Below are 21,752 nucleotides of genomic sequence, written 5' to 3'. Positions count from 1 at the left end.
TACTCCAAATATTTAAGTAAAAGTTTATTAATCTTCGCCTGATTCTCTTCTAGCTGTCATAACACCTACTTGCTTAATGGGCGCACAAACAAAAGGCATTAACTTAGTTAAAAAGTTTAATCTTTGAATAGGGTCTTTAATTTCTGAAAGTGTTGCTGGTAAGTTGGTTAATTCGTTTTGAATGGCTTGATTGATTAGATGTCTTATATCGCCAGCCATATATTTACTGGTAGATGCTTTGTTCTCTGCTGGCATATTGAAACCTTTTTAATGCGTATAGATAAGTTTACAGTGTATCATTTTTATCTTGTACGAAAAACAGGCTTTTTTACTACTTCTATTAGGTGTTTGTAAGGCGAGTTGTCCGATATTCATACCTTGTCCCAGCTTATTTTATATAGTGTTACTGGTATTTTCCTAATGAAGACCGGTGTCATAATTGATGGTTTACCTGTCTTACTTGCTCGTTCAATATTATTACTAAGTATAAGTGCTAAGGAGGTTGTTTAATACGCGGGATCACGCAAGAATGTATTTTTTGGGTAGTAGTCATTGTGCTTATTCAATTAACACCAATAAGCTGTACGAAAAACAAGCAACTAAGGTTGCGCATGTGTCCAAATATTTTACACTATGAATGTAATTGCTTCCATTTTTGGTATGAGAAATCAACCATGGCTTTGAAAATAATAGCTTAATTATTATTGGCACAATTACTGCTGTAGGTACGTTAAAAATAATTAAAAATATCATTCTATTCCATGGAATGTATTACAAAGGAAGTTTTATGAATATAAAAATGTTAAAAGTGGCTGTTGCTGGTTTGGTTTTCTCTATAAGTGGGTTAGCTAATGCTGGACTTATTGGCGTTTGGGGAAACAGTACCCCCTTTGCGAGTCAAATTGGAAATGCAGGTCATACATTTGTTGGTGTTAATAGTTCAAGTACTCTAGCAGAGTTAGATTTATTGGATCAAGTATGGCTAATTCGTCAAAATGGTGACAACGACTTACGCGATTATGTTCTAAATGGAGGAACATTAGTAACAGAATGGAGTGGAGCTTCTTGGGCTATTAATACTATGTCTATGTTAAATGCTACAGACCAATTTGGTTATGCTAGTAATAATTCAGTCACATTTACTCAAGCAGGTTTGGATTTAGGGTTTGGCACTAGCCTTCCTACTACATACTCTAATGGTGGAGCGACTCAGTATTTTAGATCTTTCACAAATATTGGTACTGATGTCGATATCATAGCCACCTCAAACGGTTATAATGTTGGTATCACGGGAAGCTATGGATTAGGTAATGTTGTAGCTTTAGGTTGGGATTGGCAGGACACTTCAGCAAATGCTACAAACCAATTACTTGTAAATGATATAACGGGTCTATCATTTACAGCAGTTCCAGAACCAACTACTCTTGCGATCTTCGCATTAGGCATTATGGGTTTAGCATCACGTAGATTCAAAAAACAGTAATTTAGTCTGTTTAATACTCTTACATTCAAGTAATGAGTAAAATATAAAGCACCATTCATTGGTGCTTTTTTATTGCCTGTTGTTTAGCTTAATCCGGCTAGTACCATAGTTCTTTACTTGATCTATCTGTATCTATTTAGAGAAATACCTTTAATGCCTTAGTTACCATTTATCGTATTTAACTTAGCTTCAATTTTTAGTTTTATTTGATCAGGATTCTTTAAAAAAGGTAGACGAACCCACGAACCATGAGCATACAAATAAATGGTGCTGTATTTGAATAATCTTCCTCCCAATGTTGTTACTACCTCAATATTTTCGACTGTTTTGAGATTAAGTTTATCTAAACGTTGAGTCAGAATTCCCGTTCTGGATTCTACTTCAGTTTCTGACATCCTAACTTTTACAAAGTATGGTGAAACAATAACGTGAGCCGTTTTTAATACGTATAACGCTGGTAACATCAATAAACTAAATAATGTATCGGAATTAAATTCACCTTCGAATAAAAATTCACCGCAAAAATTAAATGCTAAATAGGTAATGTAAACGCCCGTTAATTTAAATCCAATTTCCAGAAAAGCTTCAGTACTTCGCCTTACTTTACTTGTAGGGAATTTTTCCATTCATTTTTTCCTTTTATATAGTCCGAAAAACAGGTAGTAACTAAGCAATATTTTATCATAATTGATGCGTCTATTGTGACCACAGAAATCTTCCTTTTATGAAGCAGGAAAAATAATTGCTTGCCTTATAAATGCCTTAAATTAAGCAATAAAATTTGATGTTCCCGTCTTTTTCCCGTTATTTTCTACTTGTTCAGCAAAAACTTAATAATTCAGAGCCCTTAATTAACCCGTAGTTATGCCGTATTTACGGATAATCAACTGCCTTTTTTAGTTTTATGCGACTAGTACCATAGTTCTTAACTTGATCTGGTTTATAGCCTTTCCCTCTAGCTTTAGCCAAGTAAGATATACGCCAGATAGCGTCCTGTATCGACTCGTAATCATCTCTTTTAACATTGTAATAGCAGTTATCAGGAAAGTATTCAGAGCCGTCTAATTGCCGCCATAGCTCTTTTACTTTGTTGGTTACTTCATAAGGAAAGTTAACCTTGTGACCGTCAATTATTAGCGCGTAGTGATAATGTTGTTTTTTGGCTGTTTCTATTTCTCTACACCACATAAAGCCGATACGTTTAAAACTGTATTTTCGTTTCAGCCATTTATGTAATCTGCGATTAAATGCCGTAATAATGCCGTTATTTTCAGTGTATTCATAAACTCTTAGATCAAACCGTATGATGTGAATTTTGCTATGGTGACTTAACATCGCATCAATCTGGTTAATCATTGCTTTAATAGAGTGCGCAATTAACCCACTTCCTTTCGAGTTTACCCACCAAGTTTGACCGTTTACTGTTATTGCTTTGTCTTTGGTTATGTATGCCATTAGATAGTTTACTAACTAAGATAACGCTAAAGGATATTATTAATTACCTAGCACAAAGTAAGTTGTTACTTACCTGTCTAAACCCAGTGGATATAGTTGGTTTATTTCAATCACCATAAATATAGAGGTAAGAAACCTATAAATAGTGGTTAATAACAATCAACATAAACAGGGTAGTGCTTAACAGGTTTGTAACTACTAACTATTGAAAAGCTGTTAACTTGGTTATACTCTAGTAGTTGGCTAGTGGTAGGTCGCTAAACTTATTCCACTAGCCAGTTTTAGATAAGCCGCTTTGAAATTAATCTTTCTTAGCGGTTTTGTTTTTTATACTAGAGTCATTTGCCGCTTCTCCGAAAGATAAAATAGTTTCACGCCAAGCATCAGTTCTTTTAGCTAAAGCAATAGGCTCTCGAACACGCCCTAATTTAGCTTCTTTATACGACTGGTCAGTTAACTGTTTTCTTCGTTCAGTTCTTGCTTCATTATCAAGGTCAATATTCGTAGAATAATGTCGCTCATCAAGCTCTATATACACAATTCGATTCGCTTCCTTCCCCCTATGAATTAACCAATGATAATTACTACCGTCTAAAGCCTGTATTTCAGTTCGAAAATCATCACCTAGTAACTCGACAAGTTCTTCTCGGTAAATACGCTTCTTCTCAGCAAAGAGCGCAAGCAATTTAAACCCTTTGGTATTCATTAAAGGAAAGCATTTAGTTGACGCGACGAATACTTCATAGATATTTTTATATTTCATGTTGCCCCCTATGCCGCTTTGCGTTGTTTGATTAGCTCAGAAACAAGCTGTTTGATTTGCTCTGGTGTTTGTTCTTCAATACGAGCTTGGATGATGGCTTCTACCTCATGCTTGATATAAGCAACGGCACGATCACCGATCGAGATAGGAGGGCAAAACAATCCAGCTTTTTCGTCTAGTTGTAATGCGGATTTTGATCTAGCTGTTTGTGATAAAACAGATGGTCTGCGGATTAGTTGAAAGTTTTTATTAATAGTCATACTTAGTTCCTCATTGGTTGATGATGACCATTATGAGTTATGAGTTTATTTCCTACTAAAACAAATAAATGACTTAATTGTTATTCCATCAAACTCATGAGAGCCTTTTTGATTGTTTCTTCTGCTGTAAGTTTGTTATTCAATACTTTTAAAATTACCTGTTCGGCTACTGTTATAGAGTAGCCAAGGGAAACAAGGGCATTAATAGAGTCGCCCTTTATTTCGGCTTTATCAATTAAAGATGTTTGCTTATTCAAGTTGTTTTTTTTCCATCTGTAGTAAGCAACAATAAAACTTTCTATATTGTCTTCGGTAACATTTACTATTGGGCAACTAACTTCGTTTGCTTGACACGTTTTTAGGTGAGCTAATGTAAATTCTTCAAGGTTGAATTTTTTATTCAAAAAATTGGAAAGTACCTTCCCTTGTATTACCTGATAATGAAATTCTTGGAAATTAGTATTACGTTTTCTTCGCATTGAGTAATTACCAGACTTTTTAATCACTTTTCCAAAAAACACATCCTCTAGCGATAGCGTACCCTCAGCTAGAAAATAGAGGCTAAAACACTTTGCTAACATCATTAATATTTCAGGAGGTGGATAACTACCGTAACTAATTTCAAATAAAAAAAGCTCAATAGGATTATCAAATCTAAAGAACCGCTCATAGGGTAAGTTCTCTTTCACTCGACTCCCTATTTTTTTGTACTGCTCTTCAAGGTTGGCTATCTGCTCTAGCCCAACACTTCTTAACTGAGTGTCAAATTCATTGCCTATAAATTCGGGGTAGGTGTCTAATAAATTTGATAATGTTTCCGAAAGTAGTTCGGTTTTTGGATCTTGGGTTCTTTCATGAAAATTATTTATCCAATCTATTGTGTTGAAGAAGTTAGGCTCTATATCTAATTTACGTATCAAGTGAAGAATCGTAGCATCTTCCATTGAATTTTCATCTTCTGCCCGATCTAAATCTTCGTTATTTTTATCAGTCATCCTTGAGCCTTTAAATTTATAATATTATGTTTTTGAATCAACTTGCCTGATTGAGCCTGTTCAATATTATCAGACCACCAAGCCATCATTACCCGTCTACGTTCTAAATATTCAGCGTGATTATAAGCGCGTCTTACTTCGTTTTTATCAACGTGTGCTAATGCCGATTCAATAACATCAGGATCAAAACCTTGTTCGTTTAATGTGGTGCTGGCAAGTGAACGTAAACCATGCGCCACTAATTTGTTCTTATAACCAATACGCTTTAATGCCATGTTTGCTGACTCGCGGTTAGCATGGCCTTTAAGGTTTCTATCGGCAGGGAATATGTAGTCATTGTCAGCGCTAACGGGTTTTATACGTTCTAATATTGCTAGGGTTTGTGGTGTAAGTGGAACAACGTGTGGCTTGTTCATTTTCATTACATCGCCAGGAATTCGCCAGCATAAATTTTCAACATCAATATCAGCCCACTTTGCTGTAGCGGCTTCGTTTGAACGAACCATAGTATGAAGCTGCCATTCAATTAATAAGCGCGTTACTAGCCTTAAAGTTGAATAGCTCAGGTCAGCCATTAGCTTTGGTAATTCTTCAGGCTTTATTGTGGGGTAGTGTTGTTTCCTTGGGGCTTCAAAGGCTTTTAAAATGCCTGTTAGTGGGTTGGCGTCAATCAAGCCAACATTGGCAGAGTAGGTCATTATTTCATTAAGGCGTTGGCAAAGACGTTTAATAACAAAAAGGCTGCCCTTATTAGCGATTGGCTTCATGGCATCAATAACAATAACAGGCGTTAAAGCGGTAACAGGGTGATTGCCAAGCTTTGGGAAGATATGATTATTAAGTGAGTTCCATGTGTCTTTAGCGGTATTTGTCGCAATGGTCTTTTTCTTTATTTCAAACCAATCAGTAGCCACTTTTAAAAGCGTGTTACTTAGCTCTATTTTCTTATTTTCAGTAATTTTTTCTTTGTGTGTTTTGGGATCAATATCTTGAGCAAGCAAATTTCTTGCGCTGGTACGCTTTTTTCTAGCTTCAGCTAATGAAATGTCAGGATATTTTCCAAAGCTAATATTTGCGCGTTTCTTTGTAAAAGGACGGTAATAGTTAAATAGCCACAATTTAGAGCTATTTGGCTTAACGCGTAACATCAAGCCATCACCATCTACAAGGTTATACTCCTTGTCTTTAGGCTTAGCCTGTTTAACTTCTGTATTTGTTAAAGGAGTGGTTATTCTAGCCATAGTAACACTGAGTTTGATTGTATAGGGTTGGTGTTACTATCAGTGTTACAATAAAGCGTGATTTTTACAAGTTCTTATTAATCGTTAATAACCGTTAAATGCTCTAGGGACTTTATTTTTAATGGGTTTTACGAGTGTTATTGACCGTTCGTAATAGTGATTTTGGCGTCCCTGAGACGATTCGAACGTCCGACCTAGCGCTTAGGAGGCGCTTGCTCTATCCAACTGAGCTACAAGGACATTATAAAGCAAAAAGCGTTGTTAATTTATCTTAAAAGTTGTTGTTGTTCTAGTTTTATTTTCTCTGTATGTGGATGAAAAATAATTAATTAGAAATAACGGTTTATCATTCGCTTTAAATCGTTTTATACTGCAACTGAAGTTGATTAAACTATGGCTAAAACTATAAATAAGAGGTTGAATTTGTTAAAAAAACGTTACAAACAAGTTACCTTGGTTTTTTGGTCTCTGTTAAGCGCTTTGTTGATAACTACGCAAACATTTGCAGATAATGGCACAACCAATCGTGACTTTATCTTTTTTGTTGAACGCGTTGAAAAATTACAAAATACCAATGTTACCGATGCACTTGCACTGTTAGATTCTTATCAAACCAACATCAATGCGTTAACCGTTGGGAACCAGGTAAAGTATTACCAAGTACTGTCAGAAGTTTATATTGAAGCCTCTCAATATAAATCGGCGTTTAGCGCCGCATCGCAAGGGTTAAAAATAGCACAACATTTAACTAGTCCTACAATATTGATTTCACAACTTTCATACTTACGTGGCTTTTCTTTAGAAAGTTTAGGTGATGCTAGTGGCGCGGTTGAGAATTATTTGAATGGCTTAGAAGTTGCCGAATCCTTAGATGCTAAAAAATTTATTGCCGATGGCTTTATCAACTTAGGTGCTATTTATTACCTAACTGAACAATATGAAAAGTCGTTGACTATGCTCAATAACGCGCTGGTTATTGCCAATACTCTAGATAATGAAGAACTTAAAGGTTCCGTTAACAGCGAGTTGGGTATTTTATACTCTTATATGTATAACCCTAAAAAATCGATAAAATTTTACCAAGCGTCTTACGAACATTATAAAAAAGCGGGTATGGCACTCTATGCGTTAAATAGTTTACAAAATATTGCAGTGAACTACATGGATCAAAGCCGATATGAACAAGCTATCGAGCTATTTGAAGAAGTCATAGCCAGTGCTAATAAATTTAGTAACAATGAAGTTATAAGTGGAGCTTATACTCGTTTGTCTATGTCGCACGCTAAGAAGAAAGATCCTGATTTAGATGTTGCTTATCAATATATTACCCTTGCTGAACAATACCTAAAAGGTGTACAGCAACATAATGCCTTATTATTTTTTAACGTTAATAAGGCATACGTACTTGAAGCCATGGAACGATATGATGAGGCGCTTGAAAACTTAGCTGTCGCTGAAAAAATATTAGCAAAAAATAGTCAAACAAAAAATACTTTTTCAAATTATCACTTGATGTATTTGCAGTCTGAAATTTATTATAAAACACAAAGATATCAGCAAGCTTATGAAAAACAATCTCAATTTTTAACGCGTTTATTTAAAGATCAAGAAAACATAAACATGGAACAAATTGAAGAGTTACGATTAAGTTTTGAAAGCAAACAAGCAGACTTAAAAAACAAAATACTTGAACAGGAGAAGTCTGTACAAATAATAGAACTTAACGATGTGACCTACTACGAAGAAAATTTACATTTGTTGATTATTTTTGTCGGTACGGTGCTTGTCATACTCGCTTGGTTTTTGCTTAAAATGTTACAAAGTCAAAAACATCTTGTTCGAATTAGCCAAGTTGATGATTTAACAGGTGTTGCTAACCGCCGACGTTTAATCGAGTTGGGTGAGCAAATGTTTACGCGAGCAGAAGAAGAACAAGCACCTTTTAGTATATTAATGCTCGATGTTGATAATTTCAAAGCGATAAATGATAGCTTTGGTCATAATACCGGTGACAAAATACTCAAAGATATTGCTGACTTGGCTAACCATATTATGCGTCAAAGTGATTGTTTTGGCCGTTTCGGTGGCGAGGAATTTATTGCTTTATTAGCGAACACTTCACCCGAAAATGCTTATGATTTGGCTGAGAGATTACGTTTGAGTATTCAAAATAAAGTTTGGTCATATAAAAAACTCACTGGGGTTACGGTCAGTATTGGTATATCTTCTTACCAAAAAGGAAGTACTACAAGTTTTGCTCAACTGATAAAAGACGCGGATATTAATATGTATCAAGCAAAAAATTTAGGTAGAAATAAGGTGTGTTTTTAATGAAACATTACTCTTTTTCTAATATATCACTGTGTGTCTTATTGAGCTTCTACTTGGTAAATGCAGCATTTTCTTCAGTAGCGCAAGCTTATTCAGTTGGCGAAGCGTCAGCCGCAGAAGAAAATAAGAGTGACAATGCGCCTGCTGAGCCTGAAAATATTTTGAACAATAAAGAGCCGTTACCAATTAATGCTCGTATTTTGTCTTTGTTATCACTGGTTCAACAAAACGATCAAAAAGATGCTGTGCAAGTTACCGGTGTTTTATTACAACTAGAAGAAATCAACTCAACTTTTAACGCCGCAGAACAGTATTTAATATTTTTGATACACGCTTTAATCGAGCACCATGCACAACAGGATAAACAGGCTATTGCTTGGCTTGAGAAGACATTAAACTTACGAGATGAAATCCCTGGAAAGCAGCTTTATTTGCCTGAATTCTCTGAAGTGAATCTGATTTTTGCTCGCTCATTTTCTGCTTTGGGTGACTTTAAGCAAGCGTTCGATTATAAGAAAAAATATATAAGAAATGGTTACCAATACTTTGATGGAACCCGAGCTGATAAAATTAAAGATCTTAATAAAACCTATGCAACTGATGAAAAAATTAAGCAAAATGAATTATTAGCCAATCAAAATAAAATTAAACGTTTAAAAATTATTGCTGCAGAGAATAAAAAGTTTGCTCAACAACGTAATATTTTAATACTAGTTGTCACTGTTATTGTTTTCTTTGTACTTCTATTGAGACAAATAAAAGTCAGAAAAAGATTAAAATATTTAGCAAAAGTAGATAGTCTAACTAACTTATATAATCGACGTACTTTGTTTGAAAAAGGCGCTGAAGCAGTGGCTTCAGCGGTCAATGAAAAACAGAGTTTAAGTGTCATTCTATTAGATATAGATCACTTCAAAAATATAAATGATACTTACGGTCATGATATTGGTGATGAAGTTATTAAAATAATTGCCGAACTAGGCAGTGAAACTATGCGCTCTCGCGATCTTTTTGCCCGATTAGGTGGTGAAGAGTTTGCCGGTATATTACCAGAGGTAGGCTGTGCTGAAGCTAAGGCAATAGCCGAGCGTTTACGTGAGAAAGTGGCAAGTAAAGACTGGTCTGAATTTAATATTAACGAACAACTATCGGTATGTATTGGCGTTGCTTGTTTGGAGCAAGTCGAGTCAAATTTTGATGACTTACTTAATGCAGCTGATATAGCGATGTATTATGCTAAAGCTAACGGACGCAACCGCGTCTGTCAGTTTAATGATGAAGGCCAAAATAATAACGACTAATTTACAAATTTTGATAAAGAAGTGTTTTCCTGCCTTGTCTCCCTATTGTCATTCAAAATGTACTCTCAAAGGCGCATCTTGATTGGCAACAGCTATATAATCATATAAGCTAGAGTCTAGCTAAATGTAATCTAAAAATAATAACCAAAGTCACGGGTAGGGCTACTCCCTAACAGGTTGACAATTCAGGAATTAATTCATGTCAGACGCGCTTAATTTTAGCCTCGAAGGTATTGAACAGCGACCACTTCGACAATTTACCGAAGAGTCTTATTTAAACTATTCGATGTACGTGATCATGGATCGAGCTTTACCACATATTGGTGATGGCTTGAAGCCAGTTCAAAGACGTATTGTCTATGCGATGTCTGAATTAGGTTTGTCTGCCAACGCAAAATATAAAAAATCAGCGCGTACTGTTGGTGATGTGTTGGGTAAATTTCACCCACATGGCGACTCTGCTTGCTATGAAGCTATGGTATTAATGGCTCAACCATTTTCATATCGATATCCGCTGGTTGACGGGCAAGGAAACTGGGGCGCGCCAGACGATCCTAAATCTTTCGCTGCTATGCGTTATACCGAATCACGTTTATCACGTTTTAGCGAAATATTACTTGCCGAATTAGGTCAAGGCACCGTTGATTGGACACCAAACTTTGACGGTACCATGAATGAACCTAAAACCTTGCCTGCTCGTTTACCTCATATACTCTTAAATGGTATTACCGGCATCGCTGTTGGTATGGCTACCGATATTCCACCCCATAACGTTCGTGAAGTGGCTAATGCATGTGTGCATTTAATTGAACAACCTAAAGCAGAAATTAGTGATTTACTTGAGTATGTCAAAGGTCCTGATTACCCTACCGATGCTGAAATAATTACACCTAAAGCCGATATTGAAAAAATATATAGAACCGGTAAAGGTAGTATTAAGATGCGCGCCATCTTTGAGGTTGTGCAGGGTGATATTGTTATTACAGCTTTACCTCATCAAGCTTCTGGCGGCAAAATACTTGAACAAATTGCTGGGCAAATGAATGCGAAAAAACTACCTATGGTGGTTGATTTGCGTGACGAGTCTGATCATGAGAATCCAACCCGTTTAGTGGTGATCCCTCGTTCTAATCGAGTTGATATAGAACAATTAATGAATCACTTGTTTGCCAGTACCGATTTAGAAAAAAGTTATCGTGTTAATCTAAACATGATTGGCTTGAATAATAAACCTGCAGTAAAAGACTTGCGGGTTATTTTATCAGAATGGCTGGTATATCGTCGCGAAACTGTGCGTCGTCGCTTGCAGTATCGTCTCGACAAAGTGTTAGCTCGTTTACATTTATTAGACGGTTTATTGATCGCCTATTTAAATATTGATGAAGTTATCGAAATTATTCGAAATTTTGATAAACCCAAAGAAGAACTGATTTCTCGTTTTGATTTATCAGAACGTCAAGCAGAATCAATTTTAGAAATTAAGCTTCGCCAACTTGCTAAACTTGAAGAAATTAAAATAAGAGCAGAGCAAGCAGAGCTTAATATAGAACGTGAATATCTTGAAAAAATATTAAACTCAACAGCGCGAATGAATACGCTAATGAAAAAAGAAATTCAAGAAGCGGCTGAAAAATATGGTGATGACCGTCGTTCTGTTCTTATTGAGCGCAGCGAAGCAAAAGCACTATCTGAAAAAGATTTAGTCCCCAGTGAAGCCGTTACCGTTGTCGTTTCTCACAAGGGTTGGGCGCGTTGTGCCAAAGGTCATGATATTGAACCCGAAGCGCTGAGTTATAAATCAGGCGACAGCTACTTATGTTCTTCAAAAGGGCGCAGCAATAATCCTGTGGTCTTTATTGACTCAACGGGGCGTGCTTACACCACCGACGCTCATACATTGCCAACGGCAAGAAGCCAAGGTGAGCCGTTAAGTGGCCGTTTTAGCCTATCGACAGGAGAAACGTTTGTCACGAGTTTAATGGCAAGTGATGAAAGTAAATATTTACTCAGCAGTGATGCTGGCTATGGTTTTGTTGGTAAATTTTCTGACATGATCAGCCGCAATAAGAATGGTAAAGCATTATTAAGCGTGCCAGCAAATGCCAAAGTGAATACACCATTACCAATTGCTAATATTGATAATATGTTAGTGCTTGCCATTACGTCTGAAGGTCGAATGCTGGTATTTCCAGTTAAAGACTTACCGATACTTAGTAAAGGTAAAGGTAACAAAATTATTAATATTTCTGCAGCAAGAGCGAAAAGCCGTGAAGAATTTGTTTCGATACTAAACGTTATTTCAGCAGAAAGTTCGGTAACATTGCACGCGGGTAAACGTAAGTTAACCTTAAAAGCCAGCGATGTTGAACACTATCGTGGTGAGCGTGGTCGCCGTGGCAATAAGTTACCAAGAGGTCTACAACGCGTTGACCGTGTCGAAGTGGGTATGATCGCCGAAGAAATTAACATTGAAGACGTGGTAATTCCAACAGCCAATGATGAGATATAAGTAACCGTAACTTTTAATCACTATTTACTTCATCATTTATTAAAAACTCAGGTAAAATAACATTATTATTTTACCTGAGTTTTTTATCTTTATGTCACAGCCTTTTACCTACTCAACAACCTACGAACTAGACAAAGCCCATTTTCAAGAATGTTTTAGCGAATCTGTTGTCATCGTTACTTCAATAAGCGCCTATAAAAAATCAATTGCCTTAACCGTTGCTGGAATGTTGTTAGTACTGTTTACCGCAATGAATCCCTATGCAGCTTGGTTTGTTTTTGCTTTAGGTATTCTTGAAGCCGTCAGTACCTATTATCAAAAACCGTGGTGGGTGATGCGACAAATGCTCAGTAAAGCCGCCAAAGGTAATGTTGATTTAACGATTGATGAACAGGGTATTGTGAGTAAATCATTTTACGCTAGCTTGACATTATTGTGGTCAGACGTGCAATTAATACAAAACACCCAGCTAGGTTGGTTAATAAGACACGCTCAGGGGCGTAGTTACATTTCTAATAAAAATTTATCGGCAGCAGCGATAACATTCCTTACCGATAAACAGGCTCAGCAAAGTAAGCGTTAATATTCAGTGAATTTTTTTCGTTTAAATAGCCCTAAATTTATTTTAATATTCATTTCGATTTGGTTTGGCATGCTAGTAATGTCTCCTATAGCTATCGAAGATATTCGTGAGTATGGGGTCTTTAGTTTTATTGGCTTACTTGGCGGTATTTTTGCCAATTCAACGGGAGCAGGTGGCGGGGTTGTCTTTATCCCATTGTTTAATCAACTCAACTTTACTGAACAACAATCTATAGCGACCAGCTTTGCTATTCAATGTTTTGGTATGACTGCCGGCGCTTTTACTTGGTGGTTTCATTACCATAGTGAAAAAACACAATTACGTTTATGGCAAGGGTTTAAACGTATTATCAGTGTGACCACAATAAGCTCAATTATGGGTATTTGGTTTGTTTATGGTAATCAACTTAGCTCACCCACTTCTTTGCATCACAGCTTTAGCTGGTTCTCTTTAGTGCTTGGCCTATTTATAATTGGCACTATCTTCTTTATTAAGCCACATCGCGAGCGTAGCCAACTCTACCTTTTTGATTGGCTCGCTTTAACCACCATAGGACTATTTGGTGGTGCGCTTACCGCTTGGCTATCGGTAGGTGTTGGTGAGTTATTGGCTATTTATTTAATTCTTCGACGTTTTGACATTAGTATGGCGGTGGCCGCAGCCGTTATTGTTTCAGCTTTTACTGTTTGGTCCGCCATCTGGCAGCATACCTTGATTCAATTTGAAGTTTATTGGCAAGTGGTGCTATTTGCAGGCCCAGGTGCCTTGCTTGGCGGTATTTTTGCTAAGACCTTAGTGACGCACCTCTCAGCAACTAAGTTGAAATTATTTTTTGCTTTTTGGTTGTTAATAATAGGACTCATTGGTATCAAGTAAGTAGTCGCTAACCGCTCATCTTTTCTTCGAAATCAGCTAAAAAATTAATTGTATTACATATTTTGGGGCAAGGATCCACAAAACCCCACAAATTCATCAACTTTGCTCAAAGCCTTAATTTTATTGGCGTTCGGCCAGATCATTTATACCAATCTTTGCTTGACATGACTTCACTTTTCTCACTAAACTGTATCAATGTGGGAATAAGTGGGAATTAGTGGATCTTAAAGGATTACTAAAATAATAAAGCAGGATTATGTTTAGAGGCACAAGCGCAATTACGCTCGACAGTAAAAATAGAATCACGGTACCGACCAAGTACCGCGAAGAGCTATTTGCCGATTGCCAAGGAAAAATGGTTTGTACCGTTGATATTCAACATCCCTGCCTACTACTTTACCCGCTTCCTGAATGGGAAGAAATAGAATTAAAATTGTGTAGTTTATCGAGTATGAACCCACAAGAAAGATTGTTACAGCAAGTACTTTTAGGCAATGCTTCTGATTGTGAAATTGATAAGAGTGGTCGCTTATTGATTAATGGTCCGTTGCGTTTACATGCCAATTTAGAAAAAGGTGTGATGCTGGTAGGACAATTAAAGAAATTTGAAATTTGGAGTGAAAATGCCTGGCAAGCGCAAATGCAAAAAGGCATTAGCCAAATTCAGTCGGGTGAAATTGAACTGACTGACCGCTTGTTAGACTTATCACTGTAAATAGCAAAAATAAGACTAAAAATAGTTAATAACCCGATACCGAATTGATCACTTGGTATTCAGTAACATGGTGTTACCCAAAATGAAATTAGATAATTCACATATCTCGGTATTGCTTGACGAAGCAGTGACCGGACTCGCAATCAACCCCGATGGTACCTATATCGACTGTACGTTTGGTCGAGGCGGGCACTCAGCCCTTATACTTTCTCAACTCTCTGAAAATGGTCGGCTTATTGCCATTGACCGAGATCTTACGGCAATTAAAGCAGCAGAAAAATTTGCTGACGATGCTCGATTCACTATTGAGCACGAAGGCTTTGCCGACTTACAAAACATTGCTGAAAAGCATCAATTACTTGGTAAAGTTGACGGTATTCTCCTTGACCTTGGCGTGTCTTCGCCACAGCTTGATGAAGCCGAACGTGGCTTTAGCTTTATGAATGATGGCCCATTAGACATGCGTATGGATACTTCGCGTGGACAAACCGCAGCAGAATGGATTGCTGTGGCTGATGTTGAAGATATTACTTGGGTACTACGTACTTTTGGTGAAGAAAAACACGCTTGGCGAATTGCTAACGCCATTGTTGATACACGTGAAGAAACCCCTTATACCCGTACTAGTCAGTTAGCCAAAATCATTCAAACGACAGCACCACAACGCGAAATTAAAAAGCACCCAGCGACACGAAGCTTTCAAGCGATCCGTATTTACATTAATAGTGAGTTAGAGCAAATTGAAAAAGTACTTGCGGCATCATTATCAGTACTTGCTGAAAATGGTCGTTTAGTGGTTATTAGCTTCCATTCATTAGAAGACCGTCTTGTTAAGCAGTTTATGAAAAAACACTCGCAAGGCAAAAAAGTGCCTCGTGGTTTACCGATCAGTGAAGCAGAATTGAATAAAGGTAAAAAATTAGAACTTGTTGGTCGAAGACTAAAACCCAGTGAAAGTGAAGTTGAAGAAAATAAGCGTTCACGAAGTTCAGTCATGCGGGTTGCAATGAGATTACCGCTTTAATGCGGCTGATATAGTTATGGCAAACTCAAAAATGGCATTGCCATTAGAAGTTTGGTACGACATTCAGCGACATATATTTATATATCTGTTGTTAGTTATGGTGGTTATTTCGGCATTTTCGGTGATTTACTTCACCCATTTAAATCGTCAAACCACCAGTGGTTTAGAAATATTATTAACAGAAAGAGATGAGTTAGATATTGAGTGGCGTAATTTATTGTTAGAGCAAAATAGCCTAGCTGAGCACAGTACGATAGAAAGCAAAGCTAGAAAATTATTACAGATGAAAAGACCGAATATAAATTCGGAAATTATCATTCAACAACAATGAGCAAGTTAGTGAAGAAACAAGTAGATAAACAGCAAATTTCGGTGGCATGGCGTTTTTACGTTGTGGTCGGCCTAATAGTGTTTGTTTATGCAGGTTTGTTGGCTCGCAGTGCATATATTCAAATCATTGAACCCGACATGTTGAAAAAACAGGGAGATATGCGCTCATTACGTACCGCTGCTCATACCGTACAACGTGGTTCAATTGTCGATCGTAACGGCCGTGAACTGGCGATCAGTGTCCCGGTTGAAACCGTGTGGGCAGATCCTAAAATTATCATGGACAACAATGCGCTAGCAATGAAAGAGCATTGGCAAGCACTTGCCGATGTTTTAGGGCGTAATGTTAACAAACTAACTTCACGTATTGTTAAAAACCCAACTAAACGTTTTGTTTATGTTGAACGTAAAGTATCGCCAGCAATGGCTAAATACATTAAAGAATTAAAAATACCGGGTATTCATTTACGAAAAGAATCAAAACGCTTTTATCCGTCAGGAGAAATAAGCGCTCATGTTGTTGGCTTTACCAATGTAGATGACAAAGGTATCGAGGGTGTTGAACGCGTTTACGATCAATTACTGACGGGAACTGACGGCGAAAAACAATACCGTAAAGATGCTAAGGGCCGTAAAATAGAAATACTGTCTGAGCAAGAATCTACTCAGCCCAAAGATATCGTTTTGAGTATTGATCAGCGTATTCAAGCCATCGCTTATAAAGAATTAAAAGGTGCGGTAAAAGCATTTAAAGCGACATCAGGCTCAGTCGTTGTTACTAATGTTCATACCGGCGAAATTTTAGCGCTGGTAAATAGCCCATCTTATAATCCTAATAATCGTCGAAACACAGCGATCCATCGTTTTCGAAATCGAGCGATCACCGATTTTTATGAACCGGGTTCAACCTTAAAACCTTTAACTGCATTAACCGCCTTAGAGTTTGGTTCGGTAAAAGCCGACAGCATTATTGATACCAGTCCAGGTTGGATGCGTTTAGGTGGCCGCAGAGTTGGCGACCCAATTAACCGTGGCAAATTAAGTATTACTGATATTTTGGTGCATTCATCAAATATGGGCACGACAAAACTAGCACTTTCAGTACCGAAAGAATTTTTACTGAATAAATTTTTTGATGCTGGCTTTGGCGAAGAAACGGGTGTTGGCTTAGTTGGCGAAAGTTCAGGTATTATGCATGATCGCCAACGTTGGTCGAAATTTGAATTAGCGACCTTATCTTGGGGACATGGTGTTGCGGCAACCCCGCTTCAACTAGCACGTTTTTATTCAACCTTAGCTAATGGCGGCATTAAAAAGCCGCTCACTATTATCAAAAAAGATACCTTGGATACTATTCCACTTCGAGATGTACGGATTTTTTCAGAGCAATCGAGTGAACAAGTTGTTGGCATGTTAGAAAATGTGGTTAATGAACATACCCCAAATGCTAAGGTAGAAGGTTACCGTGTTGGTGGCAAAACGGGCACTGCAATTAAAGCTTTCGCTGGTGGCTATGGCAATGAATACGTTGGCTTGTTTGCTGGTATGGCACCAATTTCTGATCCTGAGATTGTGGTTGTTGTTGTTATTAATGAACCTGGCGGCGATTTATACCATGGTGGCGAAGTTGCTGCCCCTGTCTTTTCAAGAGTAATGAAAGGCGCATTGCGGGTATTAAATATTGCTCCAGATGCAAAGCGTGTTGCTGATATAAGACCTGTGGTCAGTGAAGACAAGCCAACAATGAAAGTAAAACAGGAGCATGCCGATGCCTAAGTTTACTTTTTCATTGAGCCAAGCACAATTATTTGACGTTTTTAAACGGTTTAATTTACCGTTACCCGCATTGGCTGAACGGGCTTATTTCCCAATGAATTGTGGAGATTTGATTAATGATACCCGTAAATTAAAAACGGGCGATGTCTTTTGTGCGATTATCGGCCATCAGCAAAATGGTAATGATTTTATTAACCAAGCCGTATCATTAGAGTGTGGGTTAATCATTGCTGAATGCAGCCATGCCAGCCAACATGGTGAAATTGTTTATTTAACGACAGAAAATTCAGATAAAAAAATAGCACAAGTCTATTTCTATCAACTCAATGAAAAGTTATTTTCATTTGCTAAGGGGTATTATCAAAGTCCACAAGATAATATGACGATTATAGGTATTACTGGCACCAATGGTAAAACCAGCACCAGTCAAATAATCTCAAAATTATTAGCGAGTTGCCAACAAAGAACAGCGGTTATAGGCACCAATGGCGCTGGACAAATTGAATCGCTACAATCCGTTGAAAATACGACACCGGCAGCAACACAGTTGCATCAGTTAATGGCTGAGTTCTCTGCAGATCATTGTAAAAATGTTGCTATGGAAATATCTTCTCATGCACTTGAGCAGCGGCGTGTTATAGCAAATTTACTTGATATTGCCGTGTTCACCAATTTGACACGCGATCATCTTGATTATCATAAAACCATGACAAACTATGCGGACGCCAAATATCAAATTTTTAGTCATGATGCCAAACAAATAGCCATTATTAATGGTGATGACCAGCAAGGTAAACAATGGTTAGCGCATTGGCCAAATAAGCAAAGTCTTATTGTTTATGGTAAATCGGCCGCAGTTACTCAATTTTCAGCTTATGCCCAAGCCAGTGAGATTAAAACCCATGCTAATGGTGTTCAATTCATCTTGAATACCCATCTTGGTCAACAAGAAATTGACAGCGTGCTAATGGGCGATTTCAATATTGAAAATTTATTAGCGGGTATTGCTGTATTGATGAGCAAAAATATTTCATTAAATGATATCGCGTTAGCGGTTAAAGCATTAACACCGATTGTTGGCCGTATGGAAACATTTAAAGCCAATAATAAAGCGACCACTATTGTTGACTATGCACATACTCCCGATGCATTAGTCAGTGCACTGCATGCTTGTCGCCACCATTGTAAAGGTGAGTTATGGGTGGTGTTTGGTTGTGGAGGAGACAGAGACAAAGGTAAGCGACCACTAATGGCGCTAGCAGCCGAGAATGGTGCTGATCATCTGGTGTTTACCACAGATAATCCAAGAACAGAAAAAGCTGAAGATATCGTTGCCGATATGCTCGCGGGGTGTCTTTTTCCTGAAAAAATCACCGTTTTACTTGACCGCGAAGCCGCGATCAAAGCTACCTTGGCAAAAGCAAAGGCTGATGACATGGTTTTACTTGCGGGTAAAGGCCATGAAGACTACATCATAGTAGCTAATGAAAAAATTAATTATAACGAACGTGAATTGGTTAAAGCCATTTATGACGTTTATCAACAACAAAGTAACACTGCAGGAGCAATATCATGATCCCATTATGCTTAGCTGAAATTGCTTTAGCCGTTGATGGTAAGCTCGTTGGAGAAAACATCACTATTGATAGCATTAATACCGATAGTCGAGCATTAGCAAAGGGTGAATTATTTCTTGCGCTCAAGGGGCCAAATTTTGATGCACACCGTTTTTTGAATCAGGTGATTGAATTAGGTTGTGCAGCCGTGATTGTTCAAGATGATTGCCAACTGAGTATTCCTCAAATTATTGTTGAAGATACGCATAAAGCCTTAGGCAAGATAGCTGCTTATGTGAAAGAAAAAGTTGCCCCTAAAACGGTTGCTATTACCGGAAGTAGTGGTAAAACCACAGTAAAAGAAATGGTAGCGGCAATTTTATCACGCTTGGGTAAGGTATTAGCAACAAAAGGGAATTTTAATAACGATATTGGTGTGCCACTCACCTTATTGCGCCTTGAGTCACAGCACGAATTTGCTGTGGTTGAGTTGGGTGCAAATCATATGGGTGAAATAGCTTACACCTCAGCATTAGTGAAGCCTGATGTTGCTATTATTAATAATATTGCCGCGGCTCATTTAGAGGGATTTGGCGATTTATGCGGTGTGGCACGTGCAAAAGGTGAAATTTTTGAAGGCCTAAGCAGTGGCGGCATTGCTCTATATAACCAAGATTGTAAATTTGCCAATAAATGGCAATGGCGTTTGGTTGACAAAAAAGTAAGAACGTTCTCATGTGAACAAGCTGCTGACTGTTTCTCAAGTGATGTAATACTTGATGATACAGGTTGTGCTGGCTTTAAGCTTAATACTCACTCTGGCAATACGTTCATTGAATTAACGGTGCCGGGGAAACACAATGTTTGTAATGCGGTTGCTGCAGCTGCGATTGCTTTAGAGTTTGGTGCTAGCCTTGACGATATTCGTTTAGGCTTGGCTGAAATGTCACCGGTGAAAGGCCGATTAAATTTACATCAGTTAACACCCACGTTTAAATTAATTGATGATACTTACAACGCAAATGTTGAATCAATAAAAGCGGCTAGCGATTTATTGGCTAGCTACTCAGGCCGACGCATCCTTATCCTTGGTGATATGGGCGAATTGGGCGCACAAGCTCGAGGTTATCATCATGAAGTTGGCGATTATGCTAAACAATGCAAAATTGATGATTTACTGACGCTGGGCGTGCTGAGTCAAAGTTCAGCTGATGCTTTTAATGGCCAACATTTTAGTGACAGAGTGTCGTTAATGCGTTGTTTAACTTCTTTATTGGAAAATGAGCAGCAAGCGATCTCTATCTTAGTCAAAGGATCACGTAGTGCCCGTATGGAAAATGTAGTGCAAGATATTATTAACTGGCGTAAAAATTTAGAACTCTCTTCGTCAACTTCAGAACATAAATCATCGGAGATAAGTTCATGCTAGTTTGGCTAAGTGAATATTTAACACAGTATTACAGTTTTTTTAATGTTTTTTCTTATCTAACATTTCGCGCCATTGTAAGTACATTAACCGCGTTAACTATATCTTTGTACTTTGGTCCTAAGCTGATCCGTTTCTTGCAAAATATGCAAGTGGGTCAGGTTGTTCGCGATGATGGCCCCGAAAGCCATTTGGTGAAAACCGGCACGCCGACTATGGGTGGGCTGTTAATTTTAGCCGCTATTGTGGTCAGTGTTTTACTCTGGGCCGATTTAAGTAATACCTATGTTTGGGTCGTGCTTTTTGTTATCACCAGTTTTGGCCTAATAGGCTTTGTTGATGATTATCGAAAAGTTATTCGCAAAGACCCTAATGGTTTAATTGCGCGTTGGAAATACTTTTGGCAAACCGTTGCGGGTTTAGCGACAGCCTTGTTTTTATATTCTCTTGCTCAAAGTCCCGAAGAAACAAGTTTACTTATTCCGTTCGTTAAAGACGTATTACCTCAACTGGGTATTTTTTACGTTGGTATGACCTACTTTGTGATTGTTGGAACCAGTAACGCAGTTAATTTAACTGATGGTTTAGATGGCTTAGCAATAGTACCAACGATAATGGTCGCCGGCGCTTTTGCTATTTTTGCCTACATGACAGGACACGCAAACTTCTCTGAATATTTAAATATTCCCCACATTGCGATGGCGAGTGAGTTAGTGGTTGTTTGTACGGCTATTGTTGGCGCAGGTTTAGGATTTCTCTGGTTTAACACTTACCCTGCACAAGTATTTATGGGCGATGTTGGTTCTTTAGCACTTGGTGCAGCCTTGGGTGTTATCGCGGTTTTAGTTCGACAAGAATTAGTGTTGTTCATTATGGGCGGTGTTTTTGTTATGGAAACGGTGTCAGTTATTTTACAAGTTGGCTCTTATAAATTACGTGGCCAACGTATTTTCCGTATGGCGCCTATTCACCATCATTACGAATTAAAAGGCTGGCCTGAGCCAAGAGTTATTGTCCGTTTTTGGATTATCTCATTAGTACTGGTATTGATTGGTTTAGCGACATTAAAACTACGCTAACAATGATTGATTAATAAATCGTTTAATAAAAAATAGTATTTAAAGTAGG

At 37.8% G+C, this 21,752-nt stretch carries 20 protein-coding genes and 1 tRNA gene; 13 read left to right on the top strand and 8 right to left on the bottom strand.

The genetic code is table 11. The annotated features are described in order from the left end of the window. Nucleotides 1-27 precede the first annotated feature (27 nt). Nucleotides 28-255 carry a hypothetical protein gene (locus H4J75_RS01430; RefSeq protein WP_182221145.1) on the bottom strand — a complete coding sequence of 76 codons (228 nt, stop codon included), beginning with the start codon at nt 253-255 and terminating at the stop codon, nt 28-30. Nucleotides 256-787: 532 nt separating this feature from the next. Between H4J75_RS01430 and H4J75_RS20045 the strand changes: the two genes are divergently transcribed. Continuing rightward, nucleotides 788-1,483, top strand: coding sequence for a PEP-CTERM sorting domain-containing protein (locus H4J75_RS20045; protein ID WP_259366319.1), 696 nt, complete (start codon nt 788-790; stop codon nt 1,481-1,483). A 158-nt stretch (nt 1,484-1,641) separates the two neighbouring features. On the opposite strand, the gene H4J75_RS01420 is transcribed toward H4J75_RS20045, so the two are convergent. The 7 genes from H4J75_RS01420 to H4J75_RS01390 all read right to left on the bottom strand — a co-directional run bounded on the left by H4J75_RS01420 (nt 1,642) and on the right by H4J75_RS01390 (nt 6,437). Further along, a complete protein-coding gene (locus tag H4J75_RS01420) occupies nt 1,642-2,109 on the bottom strand; it encodes a PH domain-containing protein (RefSeq protein ID WP_182221144.1) in 468 nt (155 codons plus the stop codon). Between the two features lie 247 nt (nt 2,110-2,356). Next, nucleotides 2,357-2,938, bottom strand: a complete 582-nt coding sequence (locus H4J75_RS01415; RefSeq protein WP_182221143.1) for an inovirus-type Gp2 protein — start codon at nt 2,936-2,938, stop codon at nt 2,357-2,359. 301 nt (nt 2,939-3,239) lie between these two features. Continuing rightward, nucleotides 3,240-3,701: a hypothetical protein gene (locus H4J75_RS01410; RefSeq protein WP_182221142.1), complete on the bottom strand. Its 462-nt coding sequence runs from the start codon at nt 3,699-3,701 to the stop codon at nt 3,240-3,242. Nucleotides 3,702-3,709: 8 nt separating this feature from the next. Further along, nucleotides 3,710-3,961, bottom strand: a complete 252-nt coding sequence (locus tag H4J75_RS01405) for an AlpA family transcriptional regulator (protein WP_182221141.1) — start codon at nt 3,959-3,961, stop codon at nt 3,710-3,712. An 80-nt stretch (nt 3,962-4,041) separates the two neighbouring features. Further along, the gene (locus tag H4J75_RS01400) at nt 4,042-4,956 is read right to left on the bottom strand and encodes a RuvA C-terminal domain-containing protein (protein ID WP_182221140.1); all 915 of its coding nucleotides are present in this window, start codon (nt 4,954-4,956) and stop codon (nt 4,042-4,044) included. Continuing rightward, nucleotides 4,953-6,197: an integrase domain-containing protein gene (locus tag H4J75_RS01395; protein WP_182221139.1), complete on the bottom strand. Its 1,245-nt coding sequence runs from the start codon at nt 6,195-6,197 to the stop codon at nt 4,953-4,955. Before H4J75_RS01395 ends, H4J75_RS01400 begins: the two co-directional genes overlap by 4 nt. Before the next feature lie 163 nt (nt 6,198-6,360). Continuing rightward, a tRNA-Arg gene (locus H4J75_RS01390) sits at nt 6,361-6,437 on the bottom strand. Between the two features lie 183 nt (nt 6,438-6,620). Here H4J75_RS01390 and H4J75_RS01385 point away from each other — a divergent pair. From H4J75_RS01385 to mraY, 12 genes are all read left to right on the top strand, one after another. Further along, the gene (locus H4J75_RS01385; RefSeq protein WP_182221138.1) at nt 6,621-8,528 is read left to right on the top strand and encodes a diguanylate cyclase; all 1,908 of its coding nucleotides are present in this window, start codon (nt 6,621-6,623) and stop codon (nt 8,526-8,528) included. Continuing rightward, complete coding sequence (locus H4J75_RS01380) at nt 8,528-9,829, top strand: GGDEF domain-containing protein (protein ID WP_182221137.1); 1,302 nt, start codon at nt 8,528-8,530, stop codon at nt 9,827-9,829. Before H4J75_RS01385 ends, H4J75_RS01380 begins: the two co-directional genes overlap by 1 nt. A 199-nt stretch (nt 9,830-10,028) precedes the next feature. After that, nucleotides 10,029-12,338 (top strand): DNA topoisomerase IV subunit A, encoded by a 2,310-nt coding sequence (parC, locus tag H4J75_RS01375; RefSeq protein ID WP_182221136.1) that lies wholly within the window; start codon nt 10,029-10,031, stop codon nt 12,336-12,338. Between the two features lie 91 nt (nt 12,339-12,429). Next, nucleotides 12,430-12,921 carry a YcxB family protein gene (locus H4J75_RS01370; protein WP_182221135.1) on the top strand — a complete coding sequence of 164 codons (492 nt, stop codon included), beginning with the start codon at nt 12,430-12,432 and terminating at the stop codon, nt 12,919-12,921. Between the two features lie 78 nt (nt 12,922-12,999). Beyond that, a complete protein-coding gene (locus H4J75_RS01365) occupies nt 13,000-13,797 on the top strand; it encodes a sulfite exporter TauE/SafE family protein (RefSeq protein WP_259366318.1) in 798 nt (265 codons plus the stop codon). Nucleotides 13,798-14,053: 256 nt separating this feature from the next. After that, nucleotides 14,054-14,512 carry a division/cell wall cluster transcriptional repressor MraZ gene (gene mraZ / locus H4J75_RS01360; protein WP_070374782.1) on the top strand — a complete coding sequence of 153 codons (459 nt, stop codon included), beginning with the start codon at nt 14,054-14,056 and terminating at the stop codon, nt 14,510-14,512. Nucleotides 14,513-14,594: 82 nt separating this feature from the next. Next, nucleotides 14,595-15,536, top strand: a complete 942-nt coding sequence (gene rsmH, locus H4J75_RS01355) for a 16S rRNA (cytosine(1402)-N(4))-methyltransferase RsmH (RefSeq protein ID WP_070377051.1) — start codon at nt 14,595-14,597, stop codon at nt 15,534-15,536. A gap of 16 nt (nt 15,537-15,552) precedes the next feature. Beyond that, the gene (gene ftsL, locus H4J75_RS01350; RefSeq protein WP_182213312.1) at nt 15,553-15,867 is read left to right on the top strand and encodes a cell division protein FtsL; all 315 of its coding nucleotides are present in this window, start codon (nt 15,553-15,555) and stop codon (nt 15,865-15,867) included. Then, nucleotides 15,864-17,642, top strand: coding sequence for a penicillin-binding protein 2 (locus H4J75_RS01345; RefSeq protein WP_182213314.1), 1,779 nt, complete (start codon nt 15,864-15,866; stop codon nt 17,640-17,642). Before ftsL ends, H4J75_RS01345 begins: the two co-directional genes overlap by 4 nt. Next, on the top strand, nt 17,635-19,218 hold the full coding sequence (locus H4J75_RS01340) for a UDP-N-acetylmuramoyl-L-alanyl-D-glutamate--2,6-diaminopimelate ligase (RefSeq protein ID WP_182221133.1): 1,584 nt from the start codon (nt 17,635-17,637) through the stop codon (nt 19,216-19,218). Before H4J75_RS01345 ends, H4J75_RS01340 begins: the two co-directional genes overlap by 8 nt. After that, entirely contained in the window at nt 19,215-20,627 is a 1,413-nt protein-coding gene (murF, locus tag H4J75_RS01335; RefSeq protein WP_182213318.1) for a UDP-N-acetylmuramoyl-tripeptide--D-alanyl-D-alanine ligase, read from the top strand. Before H4J75_RS01340 ends, murF begins: the two co-directional genes overlap by 4 nt. Beyond that, on the top strand, nt 20,621-21,703 hold the full coding sequence (mraY, locus tag H4J75_RS01330; protein ID WP_182213320.1) for a phospho-N-acetylmuramoyl-pentapeptide-transferase: 1,083 nt from the start codon (nt 20,621-20,623) through the stop codon (nt 21,701-21,703). Before murF ends, mraY begins: the two co-directional genes overlap by 7 nt. Nucleotides 21,704-21,752: the final 49 nt, after the last annotated feature.

This window comes from Colwellia sp. BRX10-1, assembly GCF_014077545.1.
GTDB lineage: Bacteria > Pseudomonadota > Gammaproteobacteria > Enterobacterales > Alteromonadaceae > Colwellia_A.
The sequence above is the reverse complement of the archived record's forward strand: the minus strand, read 5'-3'. Positions and strand labels throughout refer to the sequence as shown.

Excerpts from the sequence above, each read along its gene's own strand:
- H4J75_RS01430 (WP_182221145.1), bottom strand. The coding sequence starts at position 255 with ATGCCAGCAGAGAACAAAGCATCTACCAGTAAATATATGGCTGGCGAT.
- H4J75_RS20045 (WP_259366319.1), top strand. The coding sequence starts at position 788 with ATGAATATAAAAATGTTAAAAGTGGCTGTTGCTGGTTTGGTTTTCTCT.
- H4J75_RS01420 (WP_182221144.1), bottom strand. The coding sequence starts at position 2,109 with ATGGAAAAATTCCCTACAAGTAAAGTAAGGCGAAGTACTGAAGCTTTT.
- H4J75_RS01415 (WP_182221143.1), bottom strand. The coding sequence starts at position 2,938 with ATGGCATACATAACCAAAGACAAAGCAATAACAGTAAACGGTCAAACT.
- H4J75_RS01410 (WP_182221142.1), bottom strand. The coding sequence starts at position 3,701 with ATGAAATATAAAAATATCTATGAAGTATTCGTCGCGTCAACTAAATGC.
- H4J75_RS01405 (WP_182221141.1), bottom strand. The coding sequence starts at position 3,961 with ATGACTATTAATAAAAACTTTCAACTAATCCGCAGACCATCTGTTTTA.
- H4J75_RS01400 (WP_182221140.1), bottom strand. The coding sequence starts at position 4,956 with ATGACTGATAAAAATAACGAAGATTTAGATCGGGCAGAAGATGAAAAT.
- H4J75_RS01395 (WP_182221139.1), bottom strand. The coding sequence starts at position 6,197 with ATGGCTAGAATAACCACTCCTTTAACAAATACAGAAGTTAAACAGGCT.
- H4J75_RS01380 (WP_182221137.1), top strand. The coding sequence starts at position 8,528 with ATGAAACATTACTCTTTTTCTAATATATCACTGTGTGTCTTATTGAGC.
- parC (WP_182221136.1), top strand. The coding sequence starts at position 10,029 with ATGTCAGACGCGCTTAATTTTAGCCTCGAAGGTATTGAACAGCGACCA.
- H4J75_RS01370 (WP_182221135.1), top strand. The coding sequence starts at position 12,430 with ATGTCACAGCCTTTTACCTACTCAACAACCTACGAACTAGACAAAGCC.
- H4J75_RS01365 (WP_259366318.1), top strand. The coding sequence starts at position 13,000 with ATGTCTCCTATAGCTATCGAAGATATTCGTGAGTATGGGGTCTTTAGT.
- mraZ (WP_070374782.1), top strand. The coding sequence starts at position 14,054 with ATGTTTAGAGGCACAAGCGCAATTACGCTCGACAGTAAAAATAGAATC.
- rsmH (WP_070377051.1), top strand. The coding sequence starts at position 14,595 with ATGAAATTAGATAATTCACATATCTCGGTATTGCTTGACGAAGCAGTG.
- ftsL (WP_182213312.1), top strand. The coding sequence starts at position 15,553 with ATGGCAAACTCAAAAATGGCATTGCCATTAGAAGTTTGGTACGACATT.
- H4J75_RS01345 (WP_182213314.1), top strand. The coding sequence starts at position 15,864 with ATGAGCAAGTTAGTGAAGAAACAAGTAGATAAACAGCAAATTTCGGTG.
- H4J75_RS01340 (WP_182221133.1), top strand. The coding sequence starts at position 17,635 with ATGCCTAAGTTTACTTTTTCATTGAGCCAAGCACAATTATTTGACGTT.
- murF (WP_182213318.1), top strand. The coding sequence starts at position 19,215 with ATGATCCCATTATGCTTAGCTGAAATTGCTTTAGCCGTTGATGGTAAG.
- mraY (WP_182213320.1), top strand. The coding sequence starts at position 20,621 with ATGCTAGTTTGGCTAAGTGAATATTTAACACAGTATTACAGTTTTTTT.